Genomic DNA, 23,079 nt, shown 5'->3' with positions numbered 1-23,079 from the left:
AATCTTTAAATACATAAAATTACAAAACTCGTAGATTTTATTTGGCAAAAAAGCAAGGTTTACCGTGTTTTTCTTCAAATTGTTTGACCCAATTCTCATGTGCAGCCAATTCTTCTTCTGATGGCAGAATCACAGCAAGATCAATATCAATACTTAAACGATCACTTTGACGTTGCTGTTCTTCGCTTGCAGACAGAGCATCCATATCAAAGGCGACTTGTCCGCCAGTCATTGCCAAGTAAACATCGGCTAGAATTTCAGCATCTAGTAATGCGCCGTGGAACGTACGGTCACGCGCAGGAATTTCATAGCGTCTGACGAGCGCATCGAGTGAGTTTTTTTGCCCAGGATGCTTACTTTTTGCCATGAGCAGTGAGTCGGTCACTTCGCATACTTCGGACAAATTGCCCAACCCCGCACGACTGAACTCCATATCTAAGAAGTTCATATCGAAGGTGGCGTTATGCGCAATAATTTCTGCACCTTTAAGATATTGATACAGCACATCGGCAATTTCGGCAAACTTGGGTTTGTCTTTTAAGAACTCATCTGAAATACCGTGAATGTTTTCTGATTCACCGACCAGTTTTTCAGGCTGAATATAAATGTGGATGGAACTGCCCGTGAGTTTACGGTTAATCATTTCCAGCGCACCGACTTCAATAATTCGGTCACCATCTTGATAGTAAAAACCTGTGGTTTCAGTATCTAGAATCAATTGGCGTGGACCATGTAAGCTTAGCGTGGCAGGGGTAATCACAATGTGTGGATGATTGGAAAGATCATTTACTGCTGCTGTATCGGCTTCAACGGCATTGATTGCAGTTTCAATTGTTGTTTCTGTTTCTGTTTCTGTTTCTGTTTCTGTTTCTGTTTCTGTTTCTGTTTCTGTTTCTGTTTCTGTTTCTGTTTCTGTTTCTGTTTCTGTTTCTGTGGCTAGGCGTGTGGTTGGCGTCTGCATTATTTCAAGATCGACCTTGACCTGATGATTGTTGTGTACGTCGATTTCTACAGGACGATGCAGCGTACTTGTTTCAATTTCTACATCTTCTTCGATCAAGTCAAAACCGAAAGGATCGTCGAGCAACCAATCAGATTCCGCTTTTTTTTTATCATTTGGGGTAAGCTCGAGCGCAGGGCGAATGTGTTGAGCCGTATTTGTAGTTAAGGTTTTCTGAATTTGATCTGCACCTAAATTGGCAAGCTGATCTGCCATTTCATTGCCTACATGTCCTGCATGACCTTTAATCCAGTGCCATTCAATTTCACGCCCTTGACAGGTGGCATCTAATTTTTGCCAAAGGTCAGGGTTTTTGACATCTTTCCAGTTTTTCTTTTTCCAGCCGTGAATCCACTCGGTAATGCCTTGTTTGACGTAATTGGAGTCAGTCCAAATAATCAGCTTGGCATCCATTGGGCAAAATAAAATGCCTTCAATCGCTGCAGTCAATTCCATACGGTTATTGGTGGTTTGAGCTTCGCCACCATATAATTTATGTTCTTCTTGTTCGGTAACAATATACGCACCCCAGCCACCCAAGCCAGGATTACCACGACAAGCACCATCAACATATAAAGTGATTGTTTGAGACATAAATCAGATCCGCAGGTTGTGCAAAATAAATCAAAATGAAAAGCTATTGTATATCGCAAATTCGGTTTAGACGTGTAAATCCTGTCTATTTTTTAATTTCTTGTAACATTTATAGACGAAACGCGCTAAATTAATGCCTTGTGTCGTTGTCTAGCTCTACTACAATGGCAAGTCTAAAAAATAATTTATATACGAGTTGTTTGGATTTTTTTATGTATAAACCAACCACGCGCATGTGGCAGCCGACTTTACCTTCATTTTTAAAAATTACAGTTTTAGGTTCAGCATTGGCTGCCCTTGGCTTGATGACGGGCTGTAGCTCGACGCAGGGTGCGAGCAAGCCACTCACTTCAAGTCAGGTCGGTTCGGGTTATTTAGATGCCAGTACTTTAGATGCTCTGGAAGATTTACTCTCTGCAACCGATATGCGCGCGGTAGAAGGTGACCGTTTATTAATTTTAAAACACGGTGATGTCTGGAAGCGTATGACCGTTGGTTTCAAAATGGATTTAAACCATTGGAACCCACGTATTGAAGCGCAGCGAGGCTGGTTTATTTCACGTCAACCGTATTTGGATCGTTTAAGTGCGCGTGCGTCACGTTATTTGTATCACACTGTTAAAGAAGCTGAACGTCGTGGTATGCCAACTGAATTGGCGTTGTTACCTGTGATTGAAAGTTCCTATGACCCTGCAGCAACCAGTAGCGCAGCTGCCGCAGGTTTATGGCAGTTCATTCCAAGTACAGGGCGTATTTACGGCTTAAAACAAACTTCGATGTACGATGGTCGCCGAGATGTCGTGGAGTCGACTCGTGCTGCCTATGAGTTTTTGGGCAGTTTGTATAATCAGTTTGGTTCTTGGGAATTGGCATTGGCGGCTTATAACGCAGGCCCGGGTCGTATTCAACAAGCCATTAACCGCAATAAAGCTGCAGGTTTACCAACCGATTATTGGTCTTTAAAACTGCCGCAAGAAACCATGAACTATGTGCCGCGTTTCTTGGCGGTAGCACAAATTATTAAAAGCCCGCATGCTTATGGCGTGTCTTTACCCCCAATTGCCAACCGTCCACACTTCCGTGAAATTAATGTGGGCGCGGTGAATTTAAATGATGTGGCCAATATTACCGGTCTCAGCCGTGCCGAACTGTATTCGCTTAACCCTGGACATCGTGGGGATCGGATTGACACCCAAAGTCCAATGCGTATTTTGATTCCTGCAGATTTAAGCCCAACAGTCGATGCACGATTGAAAAAACTACAAGGTGGTGGCGGTTTATGGGCAAGCAATAGCAGCAACACACCATCGTTTTCATCTTCTGGTGTGACCATTACACCATCTAAATCTGAGCCACCTGCGTTAACGACCAGTACAACAACCAGAACGACTACAGGCAAGCCTGCTGCCTCTACGGCAGTCACAACTACCACTACACCAAGCACAGCATCGACTACAGCCAGTGTTTCAAAACCAGCAACGACTACGCCTACACGTTTGTCACGTACGCCACAAGGTTCGGACGCTTTGGCAGCATTTGCTGCGGGTAGCGATATTCCAAGTGCGCCGCGTATTCCTGTTGCTGTTACACCTGCTGCCAATATTCAGCCTGTGCGGATTGAACCACCAATTTCCAATACTGAGCGTGAGCAAATTCTTGCAGCAGTGCAGGCAGAAGGTAGCAATAAAACTGTAGAAGAAGTGTTGCAGCCTGTGGCTTCTAAAGCAGAACAAGAACAACTTGTGGCTGAGTTAAAACAAATTGCGCCTCAAGGCACTGAAATTGTTGATCCATACGATGGAAAAATTAAGCTGACCGCTATTCAGACCAGTCTGTCTGTTGCAGAGCAGCAAGGTAAAGAATTAACCAAAGGTTTTGCTTACCCGAAAAGTGTGGCAGAAAATACGCGCCTAGATTCAGAAGAAGCAAAGCGTAACCAAGGTAAGAATTATGTGCGTACGGAGTCTGAAGTGGTGGTCGTACCACCAAAAGGCAAACGTACCACGTACACCGTGTTAGCGGGGGACACCTTGGCCAGTATTGCCATGAAAAATGGCTTGAACTGGCGTGATATTGCCAAGTGGAACCAAATTGCTCCAGATGCAACTTTGTATGTGGGCACCAGTATTTATTTATACGACGCCAAGCCACAAGTACAGGCAGAGCCTGCTAAGCCAAAAACCATGCCTGAGCAATACGTGGTGCAAGCCAATGATACCTTAACAGGTGTCGCCAGTCAGTTTGGTTTAACTGTAAAACAATTGGCAGATTTTAATAACTTAAGCACCACCAGTGGCTTATTTGTAGGGCAGCGTCTAAGTTTAAAAGAAACGGCTGCATCTAAAGCCAAAGCAGAAGCCGACAAAAAAGCCGCAGAACAGGCTGCAAAAATCGCAACCAAAACTTACGTAGTGAAGCGTGGCGAATACTTAAAACTGATTGCAGACCGTTATGCCTTGTCAAATCAGGAATTGGCTGATTTAACTCCAGGTTTAAACGCGAACAGTAGCTTATTGGTTGGGCAACGCATTAATGTGCCTGTAAATGAAGTGACTGCACAAAAAACGGAAGCGAGCAAAGCTGAAGCCAGTAAGTCAGAAACAAAAGCAGCAGAGCCAAACTATTCGACTGAAAACTACCAAGTACAGCGTGGTGATACTTTATCGAGCATTGCCAACCAAGCCAAAATTTCTTTGGCAGAGCTCGCCAGTTTAAATAATATAAGCACGCAAAGCGGTGTGCGCATTGGTCAAACCCTCAAAGTGCCTGCAGGTGTCAATGTGCCTGAGCGTTATACGGTACAACGTGGCGATACCTTATCGGCGATTTCGACAAAATATAATCTCAGCCAAGACTATATTGCAGACTTAAACAATCTAAGCCGTAACAGTGGTTTAAGAGCAGGACAAATTCTTAAACTCACGGGTGATGTTCCTGAGAAAAAAGCCCAAGTTGAAGCGGTGGCTGAAACCACCAATGATATTCACGTGGTCAAAGCAGGGGAAACTTTAAGCAGTATTGCGCGCCAATATAAATTGCAATTGAATTATTTGGCAGAGCTGAATGATCTTTCACGTACTGCCAATGTCCGCATTGGACAACGCTTAAAAGTCGATGCCAGCGCTGCAAAAAATGAAGTAAAAACAGAGGTCGTAAGTGCTGCGAAAAGCAGCAGTAGTAAAGCCACCGAAACTTATACCGTTAAAAGTGGTGAGTCTTTAAATTCGATTGCCAGCCGTGTGGGTGTGTCGGTTGCAGAATTGGCGAGTTTAAATAACTTAACGCCACGTTCAGGTTTACGCATTGGACAAAATATTCAAGTTCCCAAAACCGTAACTGAATATAAAGTGAAACGTGGGGATACGCTGATTGGCTTATCCAGTCGTTATGGCATCGACACCAAAGCATTGGCAGATTTAAATGATATGCAGCCAAATACTCAATTGCGTATTGGCGATGTGATTAAAGTCCCGAATCTGTAAAGTTTAATCCTGAGGATGTCATGTTTTGACGGCATCCTCAGGAATACTGCACAAGGAGCTGTGTGCATGTCATTTGCCATAAAAAAGACACATCAATATCTGGGCTGTATTTTAGGTTGTGTGGTCTTGCCGCAGTTTGGATGGGCTGCGTTACAAACCACGCCCTATATTGCCGTACATAGCCAGCCTCAGTATGTGGGGCGCTCGGCTATGCCTTATGCCAACCCGCAAGCGCCCAAAGGTGGCGATTTAATTCGTGCCAGTAATGGCACTTTTGATAATTTAAATGACATGAATGGCAAGGGCAGCTCAACCGATGGGGTGAGTTTTATATTCGATTCACTCATGAGCAGTTCTTTAGATGAGCCGGGGGTGATGTATCCCTTATTGGCAGAAAAAGTCAGCTATGACCCCAAGCAAACTGCATTTGTCATTTTTCATTTAAATCCTAAAGCTAAATTTAGTGATGGCAGCCCAGTTACAGCAGATGATGTGAAATTCAGTTTTGATGCTTTTCAGACCAAGTCTAATCCAGGTTTGCAAATGTATTTATCCGATTTAGATAAAACCACGGTCTTGTCTAAGCATCAGGTTAAAGTCAGTTTTAAATCCACTAACAATGCAGAAATGCCGCTGATTTTGTCGCAAATGCCAATCTATTCTAAAAAAGACTGGCAAAAGCGTGACTTTACCCGCATCACACTAGAACCGATTTTAGGTTCAGGGCCGTATCTTATTGAGCGGATTGATGCAGGGCGCAGCATTACTTATAAGCGTAATCCAAATTATTGGGGCAAAGATTTACCCGTAAATAAAGGGCGCTATAATTTTGACCGCCTGAAGTATGTTTATTATCGCAATCTGGATATTGCCTTCGAAGGGTTTAAGTCGGGGCAATACACGTTGCATGAAGAATATACCGCACGAAAATGGGTCACTGAATATCGTTTTCCTGCTGTGAATGCGGGCATGGTGGTCAAGCATAAATTTCAGCACCAAAACCCAATTCCGACCCAAAGTTTTGTTTTTAATACCCGCAGACATGCGTTTCAGGATATTCGTTTTAGGCAGGCTTTAACCTACGCTTATGATTTTGAATGGCAAAACAAAGCCTTGTTCTATGGGCAATATCGCCGTTTGCAAAGTTATTTTTCTAACAGTGAATTAGAAGCCAAAGGCACACCTTCAGCCGCAGAATTGTCTGTTTTAAAACCCTATTTGGCCAAGCTGCATCCTATTCAACGCCAAGGCGTATTGCAAAATTGGCAGTATCCTGTGACTGATGCCAGTGGCTTTAACCGTAACGGCTTGCTTAAAGCCCGTGAATTGCTTTTGAAAGCGGGTTATCGTTTTCAGCAAGGTAAATTGGTCGATGCCAAAGGCAAAGCCATTCAAATTGAATTTTTAATTCATCAGGATGGTTTGCAACGCACATTAGTGCCTTTTGTGCGCAATATGAAACGTCTGGGCGTTACGGTAAATATTCGGCATGTCGATGTGCCGCAATATATTGAACGCATGCGCCGTGCCGATTTTGATATGACCACCAGTGTCATGCCGCAATCTTTAAGTCCAGGCAATGAGCAAGCACAGCTTTGGAGTAGTGCTGCCGCAGATCAACCAGGAAACTATAATTACGCAGGCATTAAAAACCCAGTAATTGATGAAGTGGTACAACAGTTGATTCGTGCGCCTAATCGTGAACAATTGATTGTGCGTACCAAAGTTTTGGATCGTTTATTGCGTGCGGGGTATTATCAAATTCCAACCTATGGCAAAGGTGAAAACTGGTATGCCTATTGGAATATGTATCGTCAGCCCGCCATCAAACCTAAACTATCGGCAGGAATTGATTATTGGTGGAGTGATGCTGCCCAAGCCAAGAAAGTTGCACATTATTTACGTCAACAATAACGATTTTAAAACTCAAGCATGACAGTGTTTGCGATAAACCAGAACATTGCCAAAAGGTAAGTACATGGGCACATACATACTCAAAAGATTGCTCCTGATTATTCCAACCTTGTTTTTCATTTTATTGATTAACTTTGTGGTGATTCAAATTGCACCGGGCGGTCCAGTCGAACAGGCGATTCAGCAAGCCGAAGCCTTTCAGGGCATGGGGGCGACAGGCGGTGAAACTGCTGCAACCTCCAATAGCAGCAATTATCAAGGTGCTAAAGGTTTAAGTGATGAAATGGTCGCAAAAATCGAAGCGCAATATGGATTCGATAAACCTGCACATGAACGCTTTTGGCAAATGCTCACCAGCTATGTGCAGTTCGATTTTGGCACCAGCTTTTTTAAAGATAAACCTGTGACCCAATTGTTATGGGAAAAATTACCTGTATCGCTATCTTTAGGTTTATGGAGCACCTTGCTGATTTATTTAATTTCTATTCCTTTAGGCATTAAAAAAGCCCGTCAGCATGGCTTGTTGTTTGATAAAGCCACTTCTATTTTGTTGGCGATTGGCTATGCCATTCCTGCGTTTGCCTTTGCTATTTTACTGATTGTATTTTTTGCAGGCGGTTCATATTTTCAGTGGTTTCCTTTACAGGGTTTGGTGTCTGAAAACTTTGCTCAATTGAGTCTGTGGGGAAAAATCACCGATTATTTTTGGCACATGACTTTGCCTTTATTGGCGATGGTGATTGGTGGTTTTGCAGGGCTGACCTATCTGACCAAATATTCATTTATGGAAGAATTAAACAAACAATATGTGTTGGCGGCACGTTCTAAAGGTCTTACTGAATCGCGTGTGTTATATGGGCATGTGTTTCGTAATGCCATGCTAATTGTAATTGCAGGTTTGCCCGAAGCGTTGGTGGGTATTTTCTTTGTCGGGAACTTGTTCATCGAAATTATTTTTAATTTGGATGGATTAGGCCTGCTTGGTTTTGAGGCGATTGTACAGCGTGATTATCCTGTAATTTTTGGCACTTTGTTTATTTTTACCTTATTGGGCTTAATTCTACGCTTAATCAGCGATGTGTTATATCAGGTGATTGACCCACGTATTAGTTTTGAATCGCGAGGGGCAAAATAATGTCACCGATCATGCAGGCGCGTGTGCAGCGTTTTAAACAGAATAAATTGGGTTTGGGTTGTTTCATTGTCTTTATCATTATTTTTGTGTTGTCTTTGGCGGCAGAACTGATTGCCAATGATAAACCGTTATTGGTCAAATATGAGCAATCTTTATATCTGCCAGTGTTCAAGGCTTATCCTGAAACGACCTTTGGCGGTGTATTTGAAACCGAAGCAGATTATAAAGACCCAGTGGTGCAACAACTGATTGCAGACCGAGGATGGGCAGTTTGGCCGCTCATTGAGTTTTCTTACCAGACCCCGAATTTAGATTTGGCCGTTCCTGTACCTTCTGCACCAACTGCACAAAATTGGCTAGGTACAGATGACCAAGGGCGCGATGTGTTGGCGCGAATTTTATATGGCTTGCGTGTATCGCTGTTATTTGGCTTTGCATTGACTTTTGCATCGGCAGCTTTGGGCATTTTGGTCGGGGCAATTCAGGGCTACTATGGCGGCTGGGTCGATTTAATTGGTCAGCGCGTTTTAGAGGTGTGGGGCGGTTTACCGATGCTGTTCATGGTGATGATTTTGGTCAGCATGTTTACCCCAAGTGTGTATTGGCTATTTGTGATTATGCTGTTATTTGGCTGGACGACACTGGTCGGCTTGGTTCGAGCAGAATTTTTACGCGCCCGAAATTTTGACTATGTCCGTGCAGCGCGAAGTTTAGGCGTAACCGATCGTACCATTATGTTTCGGCATATTTTACCCAATGCCATGAGTTCGAGTTTGTCGCAGTTGCCATTTATGCTAACCGCCAATATTACAGCTTTAACCGCACTGGATTTTTTAGGTTACGGCTTATCGCCCGATGCAGCATCTTTAGGGGAGTTGTTGTTACAAGGTAAAAATAATTTAAATGCACCGTGGTTGGCATTGTCAGGCTTTTTTACCTTAGCAATTGTGCTGTCCTTGTTAATTTATATTGGGGAGGCGACCCGTGATGCATTCGATCCAAGACGTTAATTCTTCAACTGCATCACAGCCTGCAGTATTGCTAACAGTCAGTCATCTGCGTATTCAGCAGCAACAGGTTTTATTGCACGATTTAAACTTTGAGCTGCATGCAGGCGAAACCATTGCTTTGGTTGGTGAAAGTGGTTCTGGAAAATCTATTAGTAGTTTGGCATTGCTGGGTTTATTGCCCGAACATTTACAGGTGCAAGGTCAGGCAGTCTTTGCAGAACAAGATTTACTTCGCCTTAAACCGCAACAATTGCGACAAGTTCGTGGTCAAAAAATTGCCATGATTTTTCAGGAACCAATGACGGCTTTAAATCCGTTGCATCGAGTGGAAAAAATTATTGGTGAAAGTTTATTACTCCAAGGTTGGAGCAAAGAAAAAACGCGTGCCCGGGTGCTGCAATTACTTGCAGATGTCGGCATTCCACAGCCTGAAGAAAAACTAAAGCGTTATCCACATGAATTATCTGGGGGGCAACGTCAGCGAGTGATGATCGCAATGGCGTTGGCACTCGATCCCGATATTTTAATTGCTGATGAACCAACTACGGCTTTAGATGTGACTTTGCAGGCGCAGATTTTGGATTTATTAAAAAGCCTGCAAGTGCGTCGTAATATGGCCATGATTTTGATCAGCCACGATTTGAATTTAGTCAAACACTATGCAGATCGGGTAATTGTAATGAATCAGGGGCGGGTCGAAGAACAGGGCAGTGTGGCAGATATTTTTAATAGACCGCAGCAAGCCTATACCCAAAACTTGTTGAATCATGATTTTGGTGAAGCTTTGCAGGTTGATGAGTTGCCGACCATTTTGGAGTTGGAGCAGGTTGCTGTGAAATTCCCGATTAAACAAGGCTTGCTGAATCGGGTTAAAGATTATGTGGTTGCGGTTGAGCCGTTAAGCTTGCAACTTCCGCAAGGTCAATCTATTGGTATTGTCGGTGAAAGTGGTTCGGGTAAAAGTTCATTGGCACTTGCAATTGCACGATTGATTGAAAGTGAGGGAAAAATTGAACTACTTGGGCAAGATCTGAATCAACTGAATGAACGCCAATTGCGTCCCTTACGTCAGCAGTTTCAAATTGTATTTCAAGACCCGTTTAGCAGCTTAAATCCACGTTTAAATGTGGAGCAAACCATTGGTGAGGGTTTGGCATTGCAACAATTGTCCAAGCCTGAAATCATCCAGCGCATTGATGAAGCTCTAAGCAAAGTGGAATTGCCTGTGAGTTTTAAACAACGCTATCCGCATGAATTGTCGGGTGGGCAACGACAACGGATTGCATTAGCACGCGCGTTGGTGCTGCGTCCTAAACTGTTAATTATGGATGAGCCGACTTCTGCCTTAGACCGTACCACGCAACGTGCTGTCGTGCAGCTGTTACGCCGTTTGCAGCAGCAAGAACAGATGAGCTATTTGTTTATTAGCCACGATTTGCAAGTGGTGAAAGCACTGTGTCAAAAAGTGTTGGTGCTGCATCAAGCGAAAGTCATGGAATTTCAAGATACTGTACAGTTATTTAGCCATCCGCAAACAGAATATACCCGTCAATTGATTGCTGCAAGTGAGTATTAAACCTTCAATATTTTTAAACAGCTATTTCGGCTGGCTGACTTGTTTTACCATTTTGACAATAAGATTTGTCAAAATGGCATTGACCTGTTCCGAAAAATCTTTAGAGTAAAAAAGACCAATAAAACACAATACGGAACAGTGTATGAGCCATCTTGCCGAAACAATTCAGATTCGTAATACCATGTTTAAAAATCGCATCATTAAAGGCGCGATGAGTGAGGCGCTTGCCAACACGGCAGGGCAGCCGAATAGCCTGCATTTAGGTCTATATGAAGCATGGGCAAAAGGTGGTTTGGGCTGTGCCATCACTGGCAACGTAATGGTCGATTTACGTGCCAAAAATGAACCGGGTGTTGTGGGAATTGAATCAGACCGAGATATAGAAAAGCTCAAACAGTGGGCAGAAGTTGGTAAACGTTATGGCATGGTGCAATTGGTACAGTTGTCACATCCTGGGCGGCAATGTCCGAAAGGTTTGAATAAAGAAACGGTTGCACCTTCGGCTGTGCCTTTTAGTCCAAGTTTAGCTTTGAGTTTTGGTACACCACGTGAACTACATGAAGATGAAATCCTCGATATTATTCAGCGTTTTGCCAAAGCTGCACAGATTTGTGAGCAAGCGGGCTTTGAAGGGATTCAACTGCATGGTGCGCATGGCTATTTGATCAGCCAGTTTTTATCGCCACTGACCAATAAACGCCAAGACCAATGGGGCGGCAATATTGAAAACCGTATGCGCTTTTTGATGCAAATTTATCAAGCGGTACGTGCAGCGACCTCAGACAATTTTATTGTATCAGTCAAACTAAACTCTGCAGATTTTCAACGTGGCGGCATCACTGAAGAAGAAGTGATTAGCGTGTTTACAGCCATGGATGAAGCAGGTATAGATATGATTGAAATTTCAGGTGGTACTTATGAAGCACCCGCGATGGCAGGCTCTAAAGCTGATAAACGTAAACCAAGTACCATTGCCCGTGAAGCCTATTTTTTATCTTTTGCGGAATTGATTCGCAGTCAGGTGAAATGCCACTTAATGGTGACAGGTGGTTTTAGAACGGTAGTTGCCATGAATGCTGCTTTGGACAGTGGTGCATGTGACTTTATTGGGATCGCCCGACCATTTGCGGTAGAAACCGATTTAGCCAACCGTTTGTTGGCGGGTCAAGATGTACGTTACGGGGTCGATAAAATTAAAACTGGTATCCCGATGATTGATAAAATGGCAATTATGGAAATTATTTGGTATGCCGCGCAGTTCAAAGCAATTGCACAAGGCAAGCGTCCAAACCCAAAACTCTCGCCTTTAAAAGTCTTTTTCAAATATTTAAAAGGCAATTTAACTGCGGTGATTAAAGGACAGGTCAACTCACGTAAATCAGCTTGATTCGTATTTTTCAAACCTCAGTGGACGGATTCAAAGCTTAAACTATGGTTTTTGAATCAGTCCGCACAGATTGAAATATAAAACTAATGCGTTAGATAGCAAAAAGCCCAAGTCATATTGATTGGGCTTTTTGTTGAGATGTAAACATCTCGAATATGGCGTCCCTACGGGGATTCGAACCCCGGTTACCGCCGTGAAAGGGCGATGTCCTAGGCCTCTAGACGATAGGGACAAATAGAAGTTTATATTTTTAAACCATGTAACAACCAATGCAGTTGTTGAGAATATGGCGTCCCTACGGGGATTCGAACCCCGGTTACCGCCGTGAAAGGGCGATGTCCTAGGCCTCTAGACGATAGGGACTTAAAAAAATATCTACTTCTGAAATTGGCGTCCCTACGGGGATTCGAACCCCGGTTACCGCCGTGAAAGGGCGATGTCCTAGGCCTCTAGACGATAGGGACGTTTCAGAGGTGGGCGTATAATAGGGCGTATAAGGGGGGGTGTCAAACGCTTTTCTGCAATAATTCTGAAAAAAATGTTCAACTGAATAAAATTAAAACTATTCTGCTGTCGTGATACGTTTGAAGCGGTAAAAATCATGCTTTTCAAGTTATTTTTAAATGGACACATTTATTAGAGCAGCATGATTTTCTTTGTATTTTGCAGTATTCATTGCTAATCAACACAACTCAAAAAACAAGGCAATCCGAAGATCGCCCCTATTGTTTTACATCATCGCTAAAAAAGCATTATGATTTTTTGTGATAAATCATGTAATAACTGAGATAGCACAACACAATAAAAATCATACAGCCAATAAAACCTGCCAGCATTTCAGGGTCAAACACCATACTTAAGCAAGTAATAAAACAGAACACAAAACCTAAAATAGGCACTATTGGAAATAGCGGTGCAGCAAAACCTAAGTCCTGCACGGTTTTACCTTGTTTATACCATTGGCGACGGAAGTTAAACTGGCTTAAACAAATGCTCATCCAGACCACGACCATGGTAAATGCAGCCACACCCAAGAGGTTTTTAAAGATGGTTTCAGGCGCAAATTGTTCAGACAATAAACCTGGCATTGCACCGAGCATGGTGACCATGACTGCAATATAAGGAATACCACGCGCATTCACCTTAGAAAAAATCTGTGGTAATTGCTTTTGGTGTGAGAGCGACCACATCATTCGTGAAGCTGCAAATAAACCTGAGTTCGCTGCAGAGAGTAACGCTGTGATAATCACAAAACGAATAATATCTTCCGCATAAGGAATACCAATCTGATTAAACACCGTTACAAAAGGACTGCTGCTTACACCTTCTGCAGCCAAACCTGCAGCCTGATGTGGTAGCAAGGCACTAATCACCACAATGGTACCTACAAAGAAAATCAACAGACGGAAAATTGCGGTATTGATTGCTTTAGGCACGTTTTTGGCAGGGTCTTTGGTTTCACCTGCGGCAACACCAATCAACTCTGTGCCTGAAAAGGCGAAATTAACAATTAACATGGTGGCAAAAATAGGGAATAGCCCTTCAGGAAACCAACCTTGTGCGGTTAAATTGCTAAATAAAGGTGCAGAGGTATAACCTTGATAAGACACAGCACCTAAAATTGCCATTAAACCCAAAACGATAAAGGCAATGACAGTCACGACTTTGACCAAAGATAGCCAAAACTCAGATTCTGCAAACAAGCGCGTGGAAATCATATTCAAACCAAATACAACGCCACCAAAAATCAGTGTCCAAATCCACATGGAAATATGCGGGAACCATTCCTGCATTAGCAACGCAGCGGCGGTAAATTCTGTGCCTAAAGTGACCGACCACGTGAGCCAATATAACCAAGTGATGGTATAGCCCGTGCCAGGTCCAATATATTGTTTGGCGTATGCCCCAAATGAACCTGAAACAGGCATGTGTACGGCAAGCTCGCCCAAACACAGCATCACCATATAGGCAATTAAACCACCAAAAATATAAGCGATGATGGCGCCAACGGGGCCTGTTTGTGCAATGACTTCACCTGAGCCTAAAAATAGACCTGTGCCAATAGCACCGCCCAGTGAAATCATAACCAAATGTCGAGTGCTCATCGCACGTTTTAAAGGCATAGTATTGCCTTGATGCACAGCATCATTTTGATGATTCGATGACGGCATAAGTGATAGGAGAAAAAATGAAATGAAGCGAAGTATTGTAGAGAAAAACTACAAATCTGCAATCTTGAAATAATAAATTTGGATTAGAAATGATCGTATAGCACGATAAATGGCGTCCCTACGGGGATTCGAACCCCGGTTACCGCCGTGAAAGGGCGATGTCCTAGGCCTCTAGACGATAGGGACGTTGCGAGGTGATGCGTATATTATGAATTTTTAGCGACAGTGTCAAACCTGAATCTAAAAAAACTGCCGCACTATTTGTTATTTGCTTAAAAAATAATACATCTTTAAAAATAAATCAGTGCATGTAAATTTGAATACGGTGCATCATTTTAATGATCAGGGGTTTGATATTGCTTTTCAGTGGTTGTTGTTTGTGTGGCTGCGGGTTGAGTGCTTGGTTTAGGTTGAGCAGGCTCACGATTCACAATATAAAGATACAACGCAGAAGGCGCGAGAATGACCAAAACCAAGACAATTTTTTTCAACATGGCAGAATCAATAACACAAATTGGAATATTGCCATTATAACCAAAGCCAGCTCAAAAGACTGCATGCATAAAAGCTGACTCGCAGTAAAAATCATTTTGATGCTCAGTCTTGTGGTTGAAAAGCACGAATCAAAACCACAACACTAAAAAGAAAACAGGACGACAAACGCAGTCTGTCATCCTGTAAACATCTCAATGTTCGAGTACAAATCGTATTATTGATCTGTGTTGAGTAAGTTCTCTACCATGTGCGGCGCAAGTTTATTTAGAATAAAACAAAACAGCTCTGCAGTTTTTTGCGTATCGTATAAAGCTGAATGAGCTTCTTTGCCATCAAACTCAATACCTGCCTGAATGCATGATTTTGCCAGCACCGTTTGACCAAACATCACCGCACTTAAAGTCACTGTATCAAACACTGAAAAGCTGTGGAATGGGTTTTGGTTTTTCGTGCCTGTGCGGGCAATGGCTGCTTGTACAAAGCCTAAATCGAAATGCGCATTGTGACCGACCAAAATGGCATGGGTACAATTCTGTTGGCGACGCACTTCATTGACTGATTTGAAAATCCGTTTTAATGCGGTTTTTTCATCTTCAGCCATAGCCATACGCATAGGGTTGAAAGGATCAATCCCAATAAAGTCCAACGAACGACGGTCTAAATTTGCCCCTTCAAACGGGTTGATATGCGCATGATACGCTTCACCTGGTACAAATTTGCCATCCGCATCATAAATAATTGGAATGGCAGCAATTTCCAACAAAGCATCGGTTTGGGCATTAAAGCCTGCGGTTTCCACATCGACCACCACAGGCAAAAAACCACGAAAACGTTGCCCCATCACGGGCAAAGTTGTATCTGTCACACTTTTCTCCATTGAATGGTTTTACCCGCATATAACGGAATAATTTGTTCACCATCCAAGTAGTCTAAACTGGTTGGAATGATTTGCTCTTCTTTCACCAAAGTAATGGTGTTGGTATTACGCGGCAAACCATAAAAATCTGCACCAAAGAAGCTTGCAAAGCCTTCTAAGCGGTCAATACGTCCAACTTGATCAAAAGCTTGTGCATAAAGCTCAATTGCCGTAGGCGCACTATAGCAGCCTGCACAGCCACATGCATTTTCTTTGGCATTTTTTGAGTGCGGTGCGCTATCTGTCCCTAAGAAAAATTTAGGATTTCCGCTAGTTGCGACTTCTAATAAGGTTTGTTGATGGGTTTGACGCTTTAAAATAGGCAAACAATAGAAATGCGGTTTTACGCCACCTACTAACATATCATTACGGTTAAATAATAAATGTTGTGGGGTAATGGTTGCTGCGACATTACGGCCTTGTTCTAAAACAAATTGCGCTGCTTCAGAGGTCGTAATGTGTTCAAGCACCAATTTTAAGTTTGGAAATTGTTGTAATAATGGTGAAAGCACTTCATCTAAGAAACGTTTTTCACGGTCAAAAATATCGACATGATTGTGCGTGACTTCGCCGTGCAGTAATAATGGCACTTGTTGTTCTTCAAGTTGCTCAATCACCGCATATACTTTACGAATGTCGCTCACCCCATTGTCTGAATTGGTGGTCGCGCCAGCAGGGTAAAGTTTAATGGCATTCACATGCGCAGAGGCTTTAATTTTCTTGACTTCTTCGGGAGAGGTTTGATCGGTAAAATACAACACCATACGCGGATCAAAATTTACACCTTCAGGGACGTGTGCCATGATGCGTTCACGATACGCTTCCGCTTCTTCTACCGTTTTTACTGGTGGAACAAGGTTAGGCATACAAATTGCGCGTGAAAATTGCTTGGCAAGATCGGGAACAGTACGTTGTAGTGCTAAACCATCACGTAAATGAGCATGCCAGTCATCTGGCTGGATAAGAGTAATCGTATTCAAGGCGCTGCCAGTCTGAAAAATAAAACAGATGATAATCTATAAATGTTAAAATGGTAACGTCGAAAGCCATAAAAAATAGAAATGCCTGAATTAATTGTTTCGACATTGTGTTATTTTTAAACCACTAAAAAAATTATATTCAGGTTGTTACAGTTTTGCTGTGCAACAATCGTGATTAAATGGAATTTAAAGCATCCATGGAATACAAATATAAGTTAGCCAAGCTACAGTACGACAAAGAAAAAAATGAAGAGTTGATTAAACGTCAACGTAAACGTGCGGGGCAGGTTTTTCCGAAACAACTGGAAGTTGAGTTTTGGCAACAGCATCTTGAACAAGCTCGGCACAACATTAACCAATATTTTTGGTCGGGCGTACTCATCTACTTTATTATCACCGTGCTGATGATTACTGGGGATTATTGGATTATTGATCGTAATTTTTTTAAACACGATTTTATCCACTCTTTACTAGGCTTGGTCAATGGCGCGTTTTGCTTACTGACCCTGTTCTTTTTTGCCCATTATAAAATTTTGCGCCCGTATTATGCCTATGCCGCCATGGCTATGATTTTTTGGGCCATTGTGTCGATGACCTGGCTGACCATGACGGTGCATACCGAAGTGTTTAGACACCAAGCCATGATGATCATCAGCATGATTTATATTATGGGTTTTGTACTGACGGGGGTGAAGCCGTTTCACATGCTGCTGACTGGGTTAATGGCGGCTGTGGTTGCCATGATTATGCTATTAACCTTGTATATTCCAATTGATGTGATGGTGATGGGGCGGGTGTTGGTTGGCAGTACGGTAGTGGGTTTTTTAATCAGTAAAATGCTGTGTACCCGTGAGCGGATGATTTTTTTGGTCATGCACCAAGCCCGACTTAGTGAAAAAATTAACCGTATTCATGCTGAAGAATTGTTGCATTTAAGTCAGCATGACGCGCTGACTAAAGTATCCAACAGACGTACTTTTGATGAAATGCTGGACAGCTATTTCGAACAGGCACGGCATGATGAAGTGCCATTGTCTTTACTCTTTATCGATGTCGATTTTTTTAAAAAATATAACGATCATTATGGGCATCAAAAGGGAGATGAAGTCATTTCAGCGATTGCCAAATCCATTAAAGACTCAATTCGTCACATGGATTTTGTTGCGCGTTATGGTGGTGAAGAATTTGTGGTGTTATTGCCAGAAACCGATGCGCATGGTGCGTATGCTGTGGCTTCCAATATTTTTAAAGCGGTTGAGCGTTTAGCGATTCCACATAGTCAATCTTTGGTTGACAGTAATGTCACCATCAGTTTGGGCTTTACCGTCTATAAAGGTGAGGCGGACATTTTTAAAAGCGATTTCTTACAACGTGCAGACCAAGCCTTGTACCGTGCGAAACAGTTGGGACGTAATCAAATTTATTACCACACTTTGCAGGTGGAAGAAGTGCTGTAAATTTTTCTATTGCAGCTTTCATTTAGTATGAATTGTTTAGTCCTCATGTTTAAACAAACATAAAAAAGCCGCTCAATTTGAGCGGCTTTCGATTTCACAAAATCATCACCAAGTGATTATTTGTTTTTGTCTTTCAATTGTGGCACTGCAGAACCTGAACCAATCGACAATAAGCCAGAATTGGTATAAAGACCCAATTTAGCGCGTGTATCGGTAATGTCTAGGTTACGCATAGTTAACTGACCAATACGATCCATTGGCGTAAACATTGAATCACCTTTCTCCATAGTTAAACGCTCAGCTTCATAAGTGAGGTTCGGAGATTCAGTGTTCATAATGGTATAGTCATTACCACGACGTAATTCTAAAGTCACTGTACCAGTAATTGCTTTAGCCACCCAACGCTGCGCAGTTTCACGTAACATTAACGCTTGAGAATCGAACCAACGACCTTGATACAATAAACGACCTAAACGTAAACCGTTAATGCGGTATTGTTCAATAGTATCTTCGTTGTGAATACCCGTAACCAAACGCTCATAAGCAATGTGCAATAACGCCATGCCTGGTGCTTCATAAATACCGCGAGATTTTGCTTCAATAATACGGTTTTCGATTTGGTCAGACATCCCCAAACCATGACGACCACCAATACGGTTCGCTTCAAGAATCAACTCAACAGGGTTTTCAAAACGCTGACCGTTTAATGCAACTGGCATACCTTCTTCAAAGGTAACCGACACTTCTTCGGCTTTAACTTCAACGTCATCTTTCCAGAACGCCACGCCCATGATTGGATCAACGATTTTGATGCCAGCATCTAGGTACTCAAGGTCTTTCGCTTCGTGTGTTGCACCTAGCATGTTTGAGTCAGTTGAATAAGCTTTTTCTTTTGACATTTTATAGTCAAAACCATTGTCGATAAGGAATTGTGACATTTCCGCACGACCGCCTAATTCATCAATAAAGGTTTGGTCTAACCACGGCTTATAAATTTTAAGCGCAGGATTAGTCAATAAACCATAACGATAGAAACGCTCAATATCGTTACCTTTATAGGTTGAACCATCACCCCAGATGTTTACGTCATCTTCTTTCATGGCAGTCACTAGCATTGTACCTGTTACTGCACGACCAAGCGGGGTGGTGTTAAAGTAAGGTATACCGCCTGTGCTGATATGGAATGCACCACATTGGATGGCAGCAATACCTTCCAAAGCCAACTGCATACGGCAGTCAACCAAGACTGCTTTTACCGCACCGTATTCTTCGGCTTTCTTTGGAATGGCATCATAGTCATCTTCATCTGGCTGACCCAAGTTTGCGGTATACGCATATGGTTCAGCGCCTTTTTGCTTCATCCACAATAAAGCAGCTGAAGTATCTAGACCACCAGAAAAGGCGATACCGACTTTTTTGCCTACTGGTACATTCTGCAAGATAGTTGCATTATCAGTCATTGCTAGTCCTAACTTTTTTAAAATAGGCACCACATTTGGTGGCCAAGGAGAATTCTAAACTGCAAATTATAGCACTCTTTAAAATGCTTGTTTTCGTTAAAAAAGCGCATTTGATAAAAAAATCAGGTTCAGGCTTAAATTTTCATTTAGAAATGGCAAACTTGGTATAGATGTTGAAGATCAAAACCTGCAATTGGGATGGTGCAGAATAAAATCACTTTTACTTTTGGGCGGTTTTATATCAAGTTTATATCAAGAATAGTTAGGGTCTATTGCCAAGTTTCATAACGCAATCTGAGAAAGTTTTAGCCACATGAGCAAGAACAAAGCACTGCTTTGTTTGCTGCGCAAGGGGACAAGCATATTTTTTGCTGCTATTGCGTTATGAGTCAGTCATTTAGAATGATTAAATTTCCTGCCTCATGCCTTATATCAGCTAAAAAACCTTGCGAGATATATCTCTCACGTCGCAAACATAGAAGAAGTGTCAACAGACCCTATAAATTGACGTTTGCGCCACACAGTCGAACTTTAGAGTCATAAACAGTTTATAAAAATCGGTTAAAGTATTCATGCAACAAGTTGCAAAGCTCATTATATAAGGACTCATCATGACAACTCGCTATGCAAATATTCTAAAACCATTACATTTAGGATTTACCACCATTAAAAACCGTGTCGTGATGGGTTCAATGCACACGGGTTTGGAAGATCGTTTTTATAATTATCCAAAACTGGCTGCTTATTTTGGCGAACGTGCCAAAGGTGGCGTGGGTTTAATTATTACAGGTGGTATTTCACCTAACCGTCAAGGCTGGTTATTGCCTGCGGGCGGTACTATGAATACATTGGGCGATGTTGCACCACATCGATTAGTGACACATGCCGTACATAAGCATGGTGCGAAAATTTTAATGCAAATTCTGCATTCAGGACGCTATGGTTATCAACCATTTGTGGTGTCTGCAAGTCCGATTAAATCTCCAATTTCACCATTTAAACCACGTAAAATGAGTGAAAGACAAATTTTAAATACCATTGAAGATTATGCGAAAACAGCTAGTTTAGCCAAAATGGCAGGCTACGATGGTGTCGAAATTATGGGTTCGGAAGGCTATTTACTGAATCAGTTTTTAAGCCGTCATGTGAATCAGCGTGAAGACCAATGGGGCGGTACGATTGAAAACCGTATGCGTTTTGCTTTAGAAGTAGTCAAAGCCATTCGCGCCGAAGTGGGTGAAAAATTTATTATCTGCTTCCGCTTGTCGATGCTGGATTTAGTCCACGATGGCAATACCATGCACGAAGTGATTACCGTTGCCAAAGCCTTAGAGCATGCGGGTGTGAACTTGCTCAATACAGGGATTGGCTGGCATGAAGCGCGCATTCCAACCATCGTGACTTCTGTGCCACGCGCAGCTTTTGTTGATTACACCGCAGAAGTGAAAAAACACGTTGAGATTCCTGTAATTGCATCCAACCGTATTAATATGCCTGATACTGCAGAAGAAATATTGGCAGCGGGTAAAGCTGATATGATTCAAATGGCACGACCATTGTTGGCAGATGCGTTTTGGGTCAATAAAACTGCGACCAATCGTGTCAATGAAATTAACACCTGTATTGCCTGTAACCAAGCGTGTTTAGATCATACCTTTAAAAATCAGCGTGCGACTTGTTTGGTCAATCCGCGTGCAGCCTATGAAACTGAATTGGTCTATGAAAAAACCAAGCAACCGAAGCGTATTGCAGTTGTCGGTGGTGGTGTTGCGGGAATGTCTGCTGCTACAGTTGCTGCTAGTCGTGGGCACCATGTGACTTTATTTGAAGCCAGCAACGAAGTGGGCGGTCAATTCAACTTGGCAAAAGTCGTGCCGGGCAAAGAAGAATTTCACGAAACCATTCGCTACTTTAAAGTGCAAATTGAAAAAACTGGGGTCGATTTGCGTTTAAATACCAAAGTCAACCGCGAGCAACTCGAACGTGAAGGTTTTGATGAAGTGGTCATTGCAACAGGTGTAGTACCACGTGCTTTAAAAATTGAAGGCAGCGATGCACCGCAAGTATTGTCTTATGCAGAAGTATTACGTGGTGCACCTGTTGGACAAAAAGTCGCTGTGATTGGTGCAGGCGGTATCGGTTTTGATGTGTCGGAGTTTTTACTGAAACCTGAACATCAGCCACAACCGCAGCCTTTGGCAGATTGGCAGCGTGAGTGGGGAGTCGATCCGAATCCTAACTATGTGACTGAAGGTGGTATGCTTGCTCCAGAAGTTCATCCCCCAGTCCGTGAAATTTATTTATTGCAACGTAAGACGACAGCTTTAGGTGCAGGTTTGGGTAAAACTTCAGGATGGGTACATCGTGCACAGTTGAAAAAACATGCGGTGCGTATGCTACGTGGTGTGCAATATAAAGCCATCAGCAATGAAGGCTTGTGGATTGAAATGGCAGGTCAAGACCAATTGTTACGTGTAGATAGCATTGTAGTCTGTGCAGGGCAGGAGTCGGTTAAAGATTTAATGCCTGCGGCAGATGAAAATACTTTGGCTAACTATCATATTATTGGTGGTGCAAAGCTTGCTGCAGAGTTAGATGCAAAACGTGCGATTCGTGAAGGGGCTGAATTGGCTGCTAAACTTTAAAAAGTGAGGTGGCTATGCTGTTGTTTTGATGAACTTTAGCGCTGATTTGGTGAAACAATATTCACTTGAGTGCTTGAGTGGTATTTTTTACTTGTCATCAAATCAAAAGCTTCGTATCATGGCCCACATGGAAGCGTGGCAGAGCGGTTTAATGCACCGGTCTTGAAAACCGACGAGGGCGCGAGTCCTCCGTGAGTTCGAATCTCACCGCTTCCGCCAAATATCTAAATAAGCCCTTGTTTTTACAAGGGCTTATTTTTTTCTGTAGTTTTACCCCTCAACCTACCCCTCATAAAATTTTGGATGTGACAAGCAAAAACAGGACGATTCAGGATAAGATAGGAAATGAGTATAAAACGTTAATAATTTTAAACTCATTTATAGCTTTGAAAAGATATTTTTTATTATATAAAAAAAGGTTCACGAATGAACTGAACCGTACCGGGTTTGTCGGAGACTTTTTTATTTAAGTTAGGCCACCTGACCTAACGGGTTAATCTTATCATAGTACATTGCTTCAAACTCAAAAGGTGATACATAACCCAGTGCACTGTGTACACGCTTTTTATTGAACCAATCTACCCAGTTTAGTGTCGCAAGTTGTACATCCGCTAAACCTTGCCAATCCGCTTTTAAATATTCAATCACCTCTGTTTTGTATAAGCCATTCACCGTTTCAGCCAAAGCATTATCGTATGAATCACCGGTCGTACCGACTGATGCTCGTAAGTTTGCTGCTTCTAAACGATTGGTATAACGAATGGAAAGATATTGCACGCCTCTGTCACTATGATGAATCACGTTCTTTGGCATGCCTCGATCATGCAATGCTTGCTCCAGTGCATCGAGCACCATAT

15 protein-coding genes and 5 tRNA genes are annotated in these 23,079 nt (G+C 42.5%); 9 read left to right on the top strand and 11 right to left on the bottom strand.

Annotation, left to right across the window (positions count from 1 at the left end):
* Window positions 1-37: 37 nt before the first annotated feature.
* Window positions 38-1,594 (bottom strand): DNA polymerase III subunit epsilon, encoded by a 1,557-nt coding sequence (gene dnaQ / locus FTU39_RS01770; RefSeq protein WP_180051644.1) that lies wholly within the window; start codon window positions 1,592-1,594, stop codon window positions 38-40.
* 212 nt (window positions 1,595-1,806) lie between these two features.
* On the opposite strand from dnaQ, the gene FTU39_RS01765 reads away from it, so the two are divergent.
* The 6 genes from FTU39_RS01765 (at window position 1,807) to FTU39_RS01740 (ending at window position 12,098) form a co-directional block, all read left to right on the top strand.
* Window positions 1,807-5,076: a LysM peptidoglycan-binding domain-containing protein gene (locus FTU39_RS01765; protein ID WP_180051643.1), complete on the top strand. Its 3,270-nt coding sequence runs from the start codon at window positions 1,807-1,809 to the stop codon at window positions 5,074-5,076.
* A 66-nt stretch (window positions 5,077-5,142) separates the two neighbouring features.
* A complete protein-coding gene (locus FTU39_RS01760) occupies window positions 5,143-6,990 on the top strand; it encodes an extracellular solute-binding protein (RefSeq protein WP_004972660.1) in 1,848 nt (615 codons plus the stop codon).
* A gap of 64 nt (window positions 6,991-7,054) precedes the next feature.
* A complete protein-coding gene (locus FTU39_RS01755) occupies window positions 7,055-8,125 on the top strand; it encodes a microcin C ABC transporter permease YejB (protein WP_180051642.1) in 1,071 nt (356 codons plus the stop codon).
* Window positions 8,125-9,135, top strand: a complete 1,011-nt coding sequence (locus tag FTU39_RS01750; protein ID WP_179988923.1) for an ABC transporter permease — start codon at window positions 8,125-8,127, stop codon at window positions 9,133-9,135. Before FTU39_RS01755 ends, FTU39_RS01750 begins: the two co-directional genes overlap by 1 nt.
* Window positions 9,113-10,711 carry an ABC transporter ATP-binding protein gene (locus tag FTU39_RS01745; protein WP_179996132.1) on the top strand — a complete coding sequence of 533 codons (1,599 nt, stop codon included), beginning with the start codon at window positions 9,113-9,115 and terminating at the stop codon, window positions 10,709-10,711. Before FTU39_RS01750 ends, FTU39_RS01745 begins: the two co-directional genes overlap by 23 nt.
* Before the next feature lie 142 nt (window positions 10,712-10,853).
* A complete protein-coding gene (locus FTU39_RS01740; RefSeq protein ID WP_180051641.1) occupies window positions 10,854-12,098 on the top strand; it encodes an NADH:flavin oxidoreductase/NADH oxidase family protein in 1,245 nt (414 codons plus the stop codon).
* Between the two features lie 156 nt (window positions 12,099-12,254).
* Here the strand turns inward: FTU39_RS01740 and FTU39_RS01735 are convergent.
* From FTU39_RS01735 to pyrC, 8 genes are all read right to left on the bottom strand, one after another.
* A tRNA-Glu gene (locus tag FTU39_RS01735) sits at window positions 12,255-12,330 on the bottom strand.
* 55 nt (window positions 12,331-12,385) lie between these two features.
* Window positions 12,386-12,461: transfer RNA gene (locus FTU39_RS01730), tRNA-Glu, on the bottom strand.
* 25 nt (window positions 12,462-12,486) lie between these two features.
* Window positions 12,487-12,562 (bottom strand) — tRNA-Glu (locus FTU39_RS01725).
* Window positions 12,563-12,850: 288 nt separating this feature from the next.
* Complete coding sequence (locus tag FTU39_RS01720; protein WP_026438458.1) at window positions 12,851-14,269, bottom strand: amino acid permease; 1,419 nt, start codon at window positions 14,267-14,269, stop codon at window positions 12,851-12,853.
* Window positions 14,270-14,379: 110 nt separating this feature from the next.
* A tRNA-Glu gene (locus tag FTU39_RS01715) sits at window positions 14,380-14,455 on the bottom strand.
* A gap of 149 nt (window positions 14,456-14,604) precedes the next feature.
* Window positions 14,605-14,763 carry a hypothetical protein gene (locus tag FTU39_RS01710; RefSeq protein ID WP_004972674.1) on the bottom strand — a complete coding sequence of 53 codons (159 nt, stop codon included), beginning with the start codon at window positions 14,761-14,763 and terminating at the stop codon, window positions 14,605-14,607.
* Window positions 14,764-14,978: 215 nt separating this feature from the next.
* Window positions 14,979-15,641, bottom strand: a complete 663-nt coding sequence (gene rnt, locus FTU39_RS01705; protein ID WP_096902181.1) for a ribonuclease T — start codon at window positions 15,639-15,641, stop codon at window positions 14,979-14,981.
* On the bottom strand, window positions 15,626-16,660 hold the full coding sequence (gene pyrC / locus FTU39_RS01700) for a dihydroorotase (RefSeq protein ID WP_004972678.1): 1,035 nt from the start codon (window positions 16,658-16,660) through the stop codon (window positions 15,626-15,628). The genes rnt and pyrC overlap by 16 nt, the downstream gene beginning before the upstream one ends.
* Window positions 16,661-16,857: 197 nt before the next feature.
* Between pyrC and FTU39_RS01695 the strand changes: the two genes are divergently transcribed.
* On the top strand, window positions 16,858-18,117 hold the full coding sequence (locus FTU39_RS01695) for a GGDEF domain-containing protein (RefSeq protein ID WP_096902183.1): 1,260 nt from the start codon (window positions 16,858-16,860) through the stop codon (window positions 18,115-18,117).
* A 116-nt stretch (window positions 18,118-18,233) separates the two neighbouring features.
* On the opposite strand, the gene argG is transcribed toward FTU39_RS01695, so the two are convergent.
* Window positions 18,234-19,577: an argininosuccinate synthase gene (argG, locus tag FTU39_RS01690; protein WP_004972682.1), complete on the bottom strand. Its 1,344-nt coding sequence runs from the start codon at window positions 19,575-19,577 to the stop codon at window positions 18,234-18,236.
* Window positions 19,578-20,188: 611 nt separating this feature from the next.
* Between argG and FTU39_RS01685 the strand changes: the two genes are divergently transcribed.
* Both FTU39_RS01685 and FTU39_RS01680 read left to right on the top strand, forming a co-directional pair.
* The gene (locus FTU39_RS01685) at window positions 20,189-22,222 is read left to right on the top strand and encodes an NADPH-dependent 2,4-dienoyl-CoA reductase (protein ID WP_004972684.1); all 2,034 of its coding nucleotides are present in this window, start codon (window positions 20,189-20,191) and stop codon (window positions 22,220-22,222) included.
* 129 nt (window positions 22,223-22,351) lie between these two features.
* Window positions 22,352-22,441: transfer RNA gene (locus tag FTU39_RS01680), tRNA-Ser, on the top strand.
* Window positions 22,442-22,693: 252 nt separating this feature from the next.
* On the opposite strand, the gene FTU39_RS01675 is transcribed toward FTU39_RS01680, so the two are convergent.
* Window positions 22,694-23,079, bottom strand: a 386-nt coding sequence (locus tag FTU39_RS01675; protein ID WP_005177914.1) for an integrase core domain-containing protein, incomplete at its 5' end; no start/stop codon positions are given.

It is taken from the genome of Acinetobacter sp. YH12099 (genome assembly GCF_013419195.1).
Classification (GTDB): domain Bacteria; phylum Pseudomonadota; class Gammaproteobacteria; order Pseudomonadales; family Moraxellaceae; genus Acinetobacter; species Acinetobacter towneri.
This window is presented reverse-complemented; position numbering and strand designations above follow the sequence as displayed.